General features: G+C 44.5%; 6 protein-coding genes and 2 pseudogenes. 4 read left to right on the forward strand and 4 right to left on the reverse strand.

The features are described 5' to 3' along the window. Positions 1 to 310: 310 nt before the first annotated feature. The 3 genes from rpsP (at position 311) to F6K64_RS05880 (ending at position 2,106) form a co-directional block, all read left to right on the forward strand. Positions 311 to 559, forward strand: coding sequence for a 30S ribosomal protein S16 (gene rpsP / locus F6K64_RS05870; protein ID WP_287252380.1), 249 nt, complete (start codon positions 311 to 313; stop codon positions 557 to 559). Beyond that, positions 534 to 950: a KH domain-containing protein gene (locus F6K64_RS05875; protein ID WP_008178947.1), complete on the forward strand. Its 417-nt coding sequence runs from the start codon at positions 534 to 536 to the stop codon at positions 948 to 950. Before rpsP ends, F6K64_RS05875 begins: the two co-directional genes overlap by 26 nt. Positions 951 to 1,149: 199 nt before the next feature. After that, positions 1,150 to 2,106 carry a PhoH family protein gene (locus F6K64_RS05880; protein WP_008178949.1) on the forward strand — a complete coding sequence of 319 codons (957 nt, stop codon included), beginning with the start codon at positions 1,150 to 1,152 and terminating at the stop codon, positions 2,104 to 2,106. Between the two features lie 14 nt (positions 2,107 to 2,120). Here the strand turns inward: F6K64_RS05880 and F6K64_RS05885 are convergent, their stop codons facing one another. Beyond that, positions 2,121 to 6,185, reverse strand: coding sequence for a CHAT domain-containing protein (locus tag F6K64_RS05885; protein WP_287265063.1), 4,065 nt, complete (start codon positions 6,183 to 6,185; stop codon positions 2,121 to 2,123). Between the two features lie 708 nt (positions 6,186 to 6,893). On the opposite strand from F6K64_RS05885, the gene F6K64_RS05890 reads away from it, so the two are divergent. Further along, positions 6,894 to 7,721, forward strand: a complete 828-nt coding sequence (locus F6K64_RS05890) for a DUF6816 family protein (protein ID WP_044492147.1) — start codon at positions 6,894 to 6,896, stop codon at positions 7,719 to 7,721. 648 nt (positions 7,722 to 8,369) lie between these two features. Here the strand turns inward: F6K64_RS05890 and F6K64_RS05895 are convergent. From F6K64_RS05895 to F6K64_RS05905, 3 genes and pseudogenes are all read right to left on the reverse strand, one after another. After that, positions 8,370 to 8,768, reverse strand: a pseudogene (locus tag F6K64_RS05895) (alpha/beta hydrolase); the annotation flags it as partial. 127 nt (positions 8,769 to 8,895) lie between these two features. Then, positions 8,896 to 10,353, reverse strand: a complete 1,458-nt coding sequence (locus F6K64_RS05900) for a zinc ribbon domain-containing protein (protein ID WP_287252477.1) — start codon at positions 10,351 to 10,353, stop codon at positions 8,896 to 8,898. A 104-nt stretch (positions 10,354 to 10,457) separates the two neighbouring features. Further along, positions 10,458 to 10,979, reverse strand: a pseudogene (locus F6K64_RS05905) (alpha/beta fold hydrolase); the annotation flags it as partial. Between the last annotated feature and the right edge of the window lie 459 nt (positions 10,980 to 11,438).

An 11,438-nucleotide genomic window follows, 5' to 3' on the forward strand; every position in this document is an offset into this window, starting at 1 on the left:
CCAGTAGAAGGTTAGCCAGTAGAAGGTTAGCCTATTGTTCGCCTTTGGCGTTCGGTGTAGGGTAGGTTATCTGGTAGAAGGTTAGCCTAAAGTTTAGCCAGTAGAAGGTTAGCCAGTAGAAGGTTAGCCAGTAGAAGGTTAGCCTGAAGGTTAGCCCGTTCCCTGAGGCGTGCGGAGTAGGGTAGCTTAGAAGATTGTAAACCGGTAGCGGCTTGCCTGCTGATTCAGTTAAAATCTTCAACATTCAACCTGTTCACTTTCAAACCCCCAAAGATCGCTTAAAATCAAACAGGTGAATTAATTAGGTACAATGATCAAAATCAGATTAAAACGATTCGGTAAAAAGCGTGAAGTCAGCTATCGCATAGTGGCCATACCCAGCAGTGCCCGCCGTGATGGACGTCCTCTAGAAGAACTGGGATTCTATAATCCAAGAAATGATGAAACGAGGCTGAATGTACCAGCAATAGTGAAGTGGCTCAAAAATGGAGCTCAGCCAACACAAACCGTGCGTAATATTTTGCAAAAAGCCAATGTTTTTGAACAAATCAGTACCTGAAATCCTATCTGCTTCTGTTCGAGATGATGACCCAGATTATTCAGCACTAGTGAGATTTTTAATCGAGCCGTTCTTGGAATCACCAGACTCCCTCAGCGTAGACTGTGAGAAATCAAATGGGAAAGAGCGTGTGTGGATTCGACTAGCTTTTAATGGAGAAGATAAAGGGCGAGTTTTCGGTCGTGGTGGTCGCAATATTCAAGCGATTCGGACAGTAATTAAAGCAGCAGCCCAAGCTGCTGGTCAAACTGTTTATTTGGATATCTATGAAGGCTCAGGCTCAGGTAGTAGCCCTCGTCGAGACAATGGCCCTAGTCGTAGATCCATTGTCAGAAGAAGTTTACCTCGCCGAGTGTCCAGACCTAGAGTAATTCCAAGATTTCCCTCCTAGTGCTCTAGTTTTGAAGGTTTCGGTAATGAGAGGACCATGGAGAAAAGGGGGTGAAGAACATCCGGCTGCTGTACCTCTCATTACCAATGGCAGGAAACCTTGAAGATTGGTAATGAGAGGTAGATTGAGTTGTATATTAAGTTACTTAAGTTACCAGTTAACTTCGATAGTTGAGACTGAAGCCTGTAGTTGATAAACCTTGAGTGAAGTATCCAAAACAATTGAGCTACCCAGCCCAGAAAGTGCAATCGCCTTGGTTGGAGACCAGGAAGAAAACCTGAAAACCCTATCACGGCAAACCGGTGCGCATCTGGTGCTGCGAGGGCAAGAGTTATTGATTTCTGGCACCGAGAAACAGGTCGAGCGGGTATCATCCCTAGTGCGATCGCTTAAAATCTATTGGCTCGAAGGTAAGAGGATTACAGGAGTAGACATCCAAACCGCAATTCATGCCTTAGATACCAAGCGACAGGATGAATTACAAGATTTACATCAAGATGTGCTGGCTCATACTCGCCGGGGTGAGGTAATCCGAGCTAAAACCTTCCGGCAACGGCAGTATATCAAAGCTGTACTAACCCATGACCTCACCTTCTGCGTGGGACCAGCAGGCACTGGCAAAACCTTCCTAGCTGTGGTAATCGCCGCTCAGGCGTTACTAAATAATCAATATGAACGGCTGATTCTGACACGACCAGCGGTAGAAGCTGGTGAAAAACTTGGCTTTTTACCGGGAGACTTGCAGCAAAAAATTAATCCCTATTTGCGCCCCCTTTATGATGCTCTCCATGAACTGATTGATACAGAGAAGACTGCCAATTTAATGGAACGGGGCATTATTGAAGTGGCTCCCCTAGCCTATATGCGAGGTCGCACCCTCAATAATGCCTTCGTGATTATTGATGAAGCTCAGAATACCACACCAGCCCAGATGAAGATGGTTCTGACTCGTTTGGGTTCACGTTCTCGGATGGTAGTGACTGGTGATCTCACCCAGACCGATTTATCTAGCAACCAACCCTCAGGATTAGCGATCACCCTAAAAATATTAAAATCTGTAGAAGGCATTGCTTTCTGCGAACTAACTAATAAGGATGTTGTCCGTAATCCCCTCGTTCAGAGGATTGTTACTGCTTATCAAAATTATGAACAGTGAAGAATTGCTATTAACTAGGGATCCCCAACCAGAGTGAAAGCAGCCCAATAGTAGGGATGAGAAAAGCTTTGTTTTCCTGGTCCTGACAATTCTGGCGGTAACGAGATGTTCTTGCCCGAGCCATATAACTGATTATTCTCGATACGCACATTGCCTTGAATCATTGCTAACTGTGCCTGTCGTAAAGCTTCGCTTTTACTCGATGTCTTTCTCAACTGACGGTAAAACTCAGTAGTCAGCCCCAGAGCACCTTGATCACTGACATACCAAAGGGTTGCCAAAGTCGAGTCAACTCCTGCCTGAAAGGCTGACCCAGCAAAACCCAACTCCGCTTCTCGATTGCCCAAAGCGGTTCGGCAAGCGCTGAGTACCAACAACTCTACCGATGGCTCATAAAGTAGATTTTTCATTTCATACAGCCTTAGTTTGCGGTTCCACATCTGAATGTAGGAATTGTTAGGAGTTCCCGAGTTGAACTCTGCATGGGTGGCTAGGTGAATGATGCCATATTGCCTCTGTTGTCGTTGAGCCATTAAATTTTCCAGAGTAAAGGCTTCGTTGAGAAAAGAGCGACCTTTCCACAGTGTTTCAGTGATGGTGGTTAACTCCACTTCTACCCCAGGCAAAGGCTGTTGATAAGGAAATTTCGATGCTCCCATTGCCAGCACCCGGAATGGTCTAACATCTGTGTGACGAGAATAGGTTAAGCTCAGACTAGGCACCAAATTAACACCATACTTCTCAACCAGATATTGTTGCCCATCGTAGATAGCTGCTATAGGTAGGGAGCGCAAACCCTGATCCATAGCAAATATTAGGCTCTGAATCTTGCGGGCTTTTAATTCCTTCTCTAAGGGCGCTATGATCCATCGATAAAGTTGCTCAGCTTGGTTTAGGTGGCCTTTGGCATCCAAGCTGTGGGGATTGCTAAGCGATCCCTGAAATCTATTGGTCACAGCTAGGACTTGATTACGACTGGCACCATTGATTCGCCGGACAATTGGATTACCTTCAGCGGTGATTACCAAAAGTTCCAGCTGGTCGTTTGCTTGTGGTAAGCAACGCTCTGGTGCTTGAGGCACCTCAGAGAGTCGGTAACCAAACCGTCGGTCGATTTTGGGAACAGGGATTGAGGGAGTTTGACATCGAGTGCCTGGTAATGTATTTGAGTTTTCGACAAAACTGACGTAAATCACTGCAGTCTTTAGCCCTGTCTCCCTCTCAAGCTCCCGAGTCCGATTGCGGACATCATTCTGATTGTTGATTTTGGTCTTGAACGGTCGCTGAAAGTGTGACTCATATTCTTTGGTGAAGGCTTCTTCAATTAAATAAACTGGGTCACTTTCAGGTGAGACCTCCTCAGTTGGGGAATTTGATTGAGATGACCCAGTAGGGGTTCCAGGTTCTGAACTACCAGGGTCTGAACTACCAGGGTCTGAACTAGAGGGTTCTTGCGTGTCACTTATAGTCTTGCCAGAGGTGGAAGCGGGAGTCTGGTTACCACTGTTTCCATCCTTGGGCTCACTTGTTTCAGGGGATGTTTCATTGATCGGCTCAGGGTTAGTTTCAGGGTTTATGTCGTCTTTAATGTCTAAGTCGTCTTTAATGTCTAAGTCGTCTTTAATGTCTAAGTCGTCTTTAATGTCTAAGTCGTCTTTAATGTCTAAGTCGTCTTTAATGTCTAAGTCGTCTTTAATGTCTAAGTCGTCTTTAATTTCTATGTCCTCTTTAGGGTTTATAATCAGGAGTGGATTGTCCGTATTACTATCTTGCTCAGTCTTCGGGTTAGAATTAGTATCTGTGTCAGGGTTCGTGTCAGTCTTGGAGAGATCTATAAAATTCAACTCACCTTTATTCCCTTGACCGGAAGGATTCAAATCCCTATTTTTTTTGATTTGATCTCTTATTTTTCTTTCCTGCTCTGGGCTGAACTCTTCCTGACTAACAAACTCTACATCACCAGCATCACCACTTACATCACCAGCATCACCCCCAAACCCAGCTCTTGTCGTGAGCTTCAACTTATCAGAGTCGATATTATCTAAATTTGGAACCTGAAACGTTACTTTACCAGCCTTATCAGCCCCTGCCACCTCAGTGTTTATATCAAGTATTTCTCCCTCTATCCTAATACTGCCCTCTTTAGTTTCCAAAAATACATTACCAGAATTATTCCCATTGTTTTCTGTGGTTCTTATTTGGGTAAAAGTTAAACCATCACTATTGCGAAAAATAATGTCCCCTTGAGCAGATAATACCACAGGACCAGCATTATTATCTTGACTTAAAATAGCATTATTATCACGACCATTACCAGGATTACTGGTGTCGAGATTACCAATGGTGATACTGCCTTCGGATGAAGCATCTCCAGAATTTACCGTAACTTGATTGCTCAATTCATCTTTATTCAAACCCGCCCTTAAAATCACGGCACGACTAGTTTTTAAGGTTTGATTCTCTAATTTGTTTAAAGTTTCACTATCTAATTCGTTACGCTTTGAAGTGGAAACTAAGTCTAATAAATTTTCTCGCTGAGTATCTGTTAACTCTGAGCCTAAATCGGCTAGCCTAGTATCTGGTGCAGTGATTTTGATATTCCCACCTTCAATATTTCCTGTGGACTCTACTTTAAGAGAAGACCCTGTGTAATCCCCAAACCTAACATCCCCGTCAGCAGTGATAATTGGGTCTTGGAGGCTAACAAAGTTATTTGGTTGACCAGCTAAATTCTCAATTGAGAAATTACCGCCACTGGCAAAGTGAGCATCTGTAGAGATCTTGCCATCGCTGACCAAGCTCAGGTCGCCACCACTCTGGAAGCGGGTGTCGGGATTCTTCAGTGCTAGGATATCAATGCCCCCATCCCCCTGAATCTTGAGGTTTCCTCCTGCTACCGCTTGGAAGGAATTAGCTGTTGTGTCCCTGATCCGCACCGTCTCTTTTGCTAATAAGGTTAAGTCCTTAGTGCTGGATAGCTGGCTTTCGCTCAAATTCAGGTTGTTGTTGGCAGACAGGGTAATGTTATCGCTAGATATCTGGCTTGCACTCAGAGTCAGGTCATTGTTGGCAGACAGGGTGGTGTTCTTGCTAGATAGCTGGCTTGCGCTCAGAGTCAGGTCATTGTTGGCAGAAACAGTCAGGTTATTGTTGGCAGACAGGATTGCCCTTTGTGCTGTTATGTCCTTAGCAGTTACATCCCCAGGCGCTATAGTGATGCCAGAACCAGTCAAGGTCACGGTGTCATCACCATTATCCGTAAATTCTGTGGCATGACTGACACCATCCCCGGTTAATAGCTCCGCTAAAGAGAGCGGTGTAAAAGATTGTTCTGCTGTGGAAGGATCTGAGGTTAGGGCTTCAACTTCCAAATTCAGCAACAGTCCTTGCTGGCTAATTTTTACCAAACTTTCCCCAGGCACAGCAGCTATAGTAATTGTTCCTTCTGGAAGCTCCAGTTGATTGGTATTAATGACAGTACCACCGATTAAAGTCAGGTTATTTCCTGCTAGGATTTCTATACCCTCATTAAAAATTAGTCCTGGTGTCTCGGATGTTCCAAACGCAAAGGCACTGGGTGTACCGTCTAAGGTAGAGTAGTCATTGTCACCAAAGGCATTAAACCAATTCTCATCACCAAAGCCAATGCTGGTGGCCGTAGTTGCGGTGAATGAACCGGGGACATCCAGCTGGCTATTAGCACCAAAAATTATCCCGGCTGGGTTCATTAAAAACAGGTTAGGGTTGCCCTCCCCTGTGATTTTTATTAGACCGTTGATCACAGAAGCATTACCACCGGTGACCCGACTCAGAATGTTTTTTATACCCGGTTGAGATAGGAAGTTAGCAATTTGGTCTTGGTCTAGACCAAACTCCTCAAAGCTGTGAAAGATATTATCTCCAGAGGGGGTTCCACCATCAATGTCAAATTGATTGCCATCGGAGGTGACTTGGGTCGGAGTGCTATCATCGGCTTTAATCTGTGCTTGAGTTGGCATCACACCAATATGGGCTACCAACAAAGATACGGCTGCCAGGGACTGGCTGATTTGACTCACAGCTAATTTGATTTGGCTCATGGGTAATATCGTTTTGAATTGGCTATCCTGAATTCAAAAATGCATTAGTCAACTACAGGATGAGATTAGCAATTTCCTAATACGTCTGTTTTTAAGCTGAGGTCAGATGCACCCTGGGGTATCAGCTGCTTAGGAGTGAATCACACTGAATCACACTGAATCACACTGAATCACACTGAATCACAATACTGAGGGGAATAGTACTCTGAGTCAGGGTTTGGTAAACATCAGGCTGGTTAGCTTAACTGAAATTTTGAAGCCTTTATGAAGATATCAGTATATACACTAGTATTACATATACTCTTTTATTATGAACATTACTGATTAACTTTGTTCCGGTTAATTTATATTAACTTCACTAAATATTTTTGATATAGCCACATAGTTTAAAGCTATCTTATGGTAAGCCGATTAGACTAATTTTTAATTACCAGGAATTGAAATAAAAGTAAGTAAAATCTATTGATTAGGAAGAACTCTACAAATTTTGGACAGTTCTCGCGAGAGTGAACTATACTTGACATTTAGCCCTAGATTAGGCTAAGGAATATCTAAAAGGATATCTCAGTGGAAACACCGATAGCGCATACACCCAAAGTTAAAATGGTAATGGTCAGCACTCCCCTCTTGCTTTGATTCTTGATTAGATGGGGCGACCTGCCTTACGGGCAAGATAGCTGACCAGTCTAAGGTGAGAGGAATTTTGGTTTGAGAAGAATTCTGGGATTATGTCTGGTTTTAACCTTGCTTCTGGCTGGTGGTGAGGCTCAGGCAGGAGAGTTAGCTGAGCGTTTAGGTCAGTTTCCCGATTGGAAAAGCAAACCACCAGTCACAGCGGCGACCGGGGATTTGGTATATCCCACTTGGATGAAGGGAACTTGGAAAGTTACCAGCACCCTGATCGAGCAGATAGCACCTCTAGCACCAGAAATAGTGACACCAGGATTTGAAGGTAATCGCAGTCATCTAAAAGAACCAATTAGTTTTCTGGTGCGGTTTCAACAAGTTGGGAAATCAAGCTCAGGGCTTGGGGATTGGTTTATTCCGTTTAGAACTCGACGTTCTAGAAAAAATCGATCAGTATTAAAACCTACCTCAGAGGTGGTTGCTGAAGAGGTGGTTGCTGACCGAGCGTTCAATGGGTTGAATATTGCTAGGGCTTACTTAGGCGATCGCATAATTAGAGCCGTCAAAGTAGACCCCAATTCCCCTAATCGTCAGATTACCATTCTGCGCACCGGGAGCCAACTAGTTTCGGTGATTACTGGACGTGCTTCTGAAATACCAGCTCCGGATCAGTTCAATGCTACAGAAGTTGTCAACCAAGTCTTTCGCGGTACTCGCCGACCTTTTTTCAACGAAGTAGAAACCACAACAGCATATCAGTTCCATAAATCACCTACTCCGATCATTAAAGCTGACCAAGTCACAGCGGTTTACCTTTCACCACAAGACCCCGATTACTTTAAAGCATTGGAAAAACCTGTGGCTCTCTATCGCTATCAATTAGAGCTGGTACCAGTTAAGGATAGTTGAAGGTTGAAGGTTGTTAAAGGGTTGAAGGTTGTTAAAGGGTTGTTCGCGTAGCGTGGCCGAAAGGCCAAGGTTGAATGTTAGGTTAGTTGGGGGGGTGTTGGCGGATTTGCGATCGCGATTGTTGTTAACTCAACCTTCAACTGGGTAACCTTCAACATTAAACCTTAAACCTTCAACTGGGTAACCTTCAACATTAAACCTTAAACCTTCAACTGGGTAACCTTCAACATTAAACCTTGTAAGCATTCAGCCGTCAGCGGTCAGCCGTCAGCGGTCAGCCGTCAGCTTATTTTATTCAAAAGCTATAGTTATTGTAGGGTGGGCAAATGACAGAATTCCAGATTAAATGGTCATTGGCTTGGTATTTGCCCACCCTACTACCTGTCAGCAGTCAGCAGTCAGCCGTCAGCTTATTTTATTCAAAAGCTGAGAGCTGAGAGCTGATAGCTGATAGCTGAGAGCTGAGAGCTGATAGCTGATAGCTGTGAGCTGAGAGCTGATAGCTGAGAGCTGATAGCTGAGAGCTGATAGCTGAATGCTTACTAAACCTTAAACCTTCAACTAGCTAACCTTCAACCTTCAACCAGCTAACCTTCAACCTTCAACCAGCTAACTTTCAACCCTTTAATAACCTTCAACCAGCTAACCTTAAACCGGATTTTCCCCAATCCAATTGAGCAAAATCGGGTTGACTATCTCTGGTGCTTCATCTTGGGGACAATGACCCAAACCTTCTAAAGGAATAAACTTTTCTACAGTGGGGAATTTCGCTAATTCTCGTCCCAAGTCAATGGGTTCCCAGGGGTCTTTGCTGCCCCATAGTATGATCGCAGGACAAGGCAAAATTGGGATCAGGTCTTCTGGTAGTGGTCCTTGAGAATAGCTAGTAAAGGCAATAAAAACATCAGCTGCACCGGGATCAGCTGCTGGTGCCATGATTAGATCAACCAGTTCATCAGTGACGGCTTCTGGACGACAGTAGGCTTGCAACAGAATATTACGCACTACTTTAGGCTTAGCCAGCTGACTAAAAAAATACTGGGATACTCTTAAACCGTAATAAATCGTGATAATCCGGTACAAAACGGTCAAGGTTCAATCTATTGTGGTCCGAGTGAGAAGTGGTCATTCAGCAATTGGAGTCAAGCCTGCCACTTATCTTTCTGGACGTTCCTCAAATCCCGTTGAGGAGTTGCTTGAAAGCCCGAGTTTTACTATGCTTGCAGTCAAGCCATCCAAGCTCAACTGCATCTAGCAGACTCAGTCCCATACCTTCCAAGAAACGCGCGGTACGGCGCAACAATACTGCCTGCACCTCAGTTTTACTCATATACCGGGTGATATCCTTGTCCGTACCTCTGCTAAGGACATTTTTGGCAGCATTGTGGTCAGCCTGCAACACGACCCCATTGAATCTGGTAAAATTGTCCCCGCTCCTTTTCCCTAATAGGGTTCCAGTTACGGAGTCAACTTGCGACGTGTAGCTAGGCTGGACTTCTGTTACAACCGAGCCAGTCCAATTAGCCCATTTCTGCAAGGATTCCCGCATTACTCCTTTCATCCAACTATTAAGTTTACGGGACATGGCCTTAGACTGGCGTTTATTTCTAATCGGCTGTGTTAAATTTTCGGCAAATACTTTTAATGATTCCCCATTAAAAAGGGACTTAGATGCGGCTCCTATTATGGCCGTAATCTCTGATTGATTTTTTCTGTATCGGCGATTTTCAGTTTTTCTACTTAGGTTATTTTTGAGTATTCGAGCCGACTTGGCTGGGTCGATTTTTTCTAGTTTTCTATGAAGCGCCCAAAGCTTCCCTCTGTTGCGGTTTTTTGCACAGATGCGATCCGATTTATTGGTTGCTACTTTTCCTAAGTTTTTTCCGTGTGCCTGACCATCTGAATCATAAAAAGCCTCTGTGTACCCCTTGTCTACCCCAATAGCTCGACGGTTGGCAGGGATTTCTACGGTGCCATAGTCTACTAAAAAGTGAATCTCAAACTTTCCCAAGAGTTGCTTGTATACCAGTCTAATCTGGCCTTTTATTTTCCGATTAGACCTAACGGTTATTTTGTTTCTCTTTCCTCTCCTCAATCCAGCCAACTCTAGTTGGTAAGTATTACGAGAGAGCCTTTTGCACTTATATCCTACTTGTTGATAGACTATCTGATTCTTGACCCAGGAATGCCCTCGCTGAAATTCCTTCCTAACAAGTCTATGCAGCAATGGATCATCTATAAAAGCTAAAGTCTTAAGCTGTTTACAAAGTTCCTTTCTTCTCCTTTGGCCGTCCCTCCCTGGAAATTTTTTGTAAATCTTCTTAATTACCGCATCAGTGCAAGCTGCCTGCTGAGCTGTGATAGCTTTTGCTACATCACTGACCGTCCATTCCATCAATTTCGCTGGCAGTCCCAGGGTATCAGGAGTCCTAAAACTTCTGACCTCTGGATAGGCTTTTTTCCAATCAAGACCCCAATGACTAATACTACCTAGCTTGTTGTAGGATTCAGACCTGACGATGCCCAGTTTTTTCATGGTAGACAGCAACTCAGCCTGAACCAACTCACTCATCCCTATGACAGGAACGATTTGAGTTGATCTCTTTTTTGCTGTGTCTACTTTCTTGGGCATAGTTAGGTCTGAATCCTACACTTCAATTATACTCTAGCGCTAGTAAAATGTCAATGTCCGAATTGTGGTATTAAATACCGATTTATCCCTATTTTTAGGGGTCTAAATGCGAGGCCAACCCACTTAATCTTTAAGAATCGTTGAAGTAGTGGTGCGCCAAGACGCTGATACCAAGGCAGTTCAGCCCGTTTACGCTCATGGAGTAGTCGTAGAGAAAAGTTGAGCAGGGCGACTCCTTTGGCTAGCTCTGGATTATCTACAGCGGTTTGCATCAGCGCAATACAACCAATAGAGTTTCCGACTAAAAACGCCGGACCACCAACCACCTCCCGACAGAAATCGGCAATTTGTTGCCCCCAGGTTTCAAAGGTGTAGTCTATTTCTATACCAGGAGTCGGTTTAGCTGAAGCCCCAAAGCCAATCAAATCAATGGCATAACATCGGCAGGTTTCCCCCAACACTGGCAAGGTCTTGCGCCAATGTCCGGAAGATGCCCCAAAGCCATGGACCATAACCACAGCTGGTCCAGAATGACCGTAAGCTTTATACCCAATAGAAAAGCCCTGCCAAATCCAGGTTTTTGTTTCAATCTGATCCCTGATTGGGGCTGTGAAAGAGGAGGACATGATCAAAAAATCCCAAGTTATGCCATAGCGTTACCTTTACATTTTTTGACACTCCCCGCTCTAAAGAGACGGGGATTCCCAGATCTACGATCGGCCTTAAACCTTTGTGTCTTAATCTTTGAAGCTGCCAAAAACTAAGCAATATCTAAACCAAAGCCCCGTCAAAACCAAGGTTTGAGTTTAGCTCACAAAAGACCCAGCGGGCTAATCTCCTTGGGCGTTTAGTTACTTATTGAGAAGTGCCTTATCAAGTCCGTTGCTTCCCTGTTTCACCTGGTTTCGGCGTGCCCCGCCGTACCGTTGTTTTCTCAAGTTTTGTCTTGCTGGGTTCACACACCGATTGGTAGTCGTTCGCGTAGCGTGGCCATAGGCCAATGGTTGGGTTTTTAGCGATGCAGCGCGGTCTTGGGGGTTTCCCCCATGAGCGACTGCATCAAGAAAGGAGGATTTTCCCTACCC

It is taken from the genome of Moorena sp. SIO3A2 (genome assembly GCF_010672265.1).
Lineage (GTDB): Bacteria > Cyanobacteriota > Cyanobacteriia > Cyanobacteriales > Coleofasciculaceae > Moorena > Moorena producens.

Excerpts from the sequence above, each read along its gene's own strand:
- rpsP (WP_287252380.1), top strand. The coding sequence starts at position 311 with ATGATCAAAATCAGATTAAAACGATTCGGTAAAAAGCGTGAAGTCAGC.
- F6K64_RS05875 (WP_008178947.1), top strand. The coding sequence starts at position 534 with ATGTTTTTGAACAAATCAGTACCTGAAATCCTATCTGCTTCTGTTCGA.
- F6K64_RS05885 (WP_287265063.1), bottom strand. The coding sequence starts at position 6,185 with ATGAGCCAAATCAAATTAGCTGTGAGTCAAATCAGCCAGTCCCTGGCA.
- F6K64_RS05900 (WP_287252477.1), bottom strand. The coding sequence starts at position 10,353 with ATGCCCAAGAAAGTAGACACAGCAAAAAAGAGATCAACTCAAATCGTT.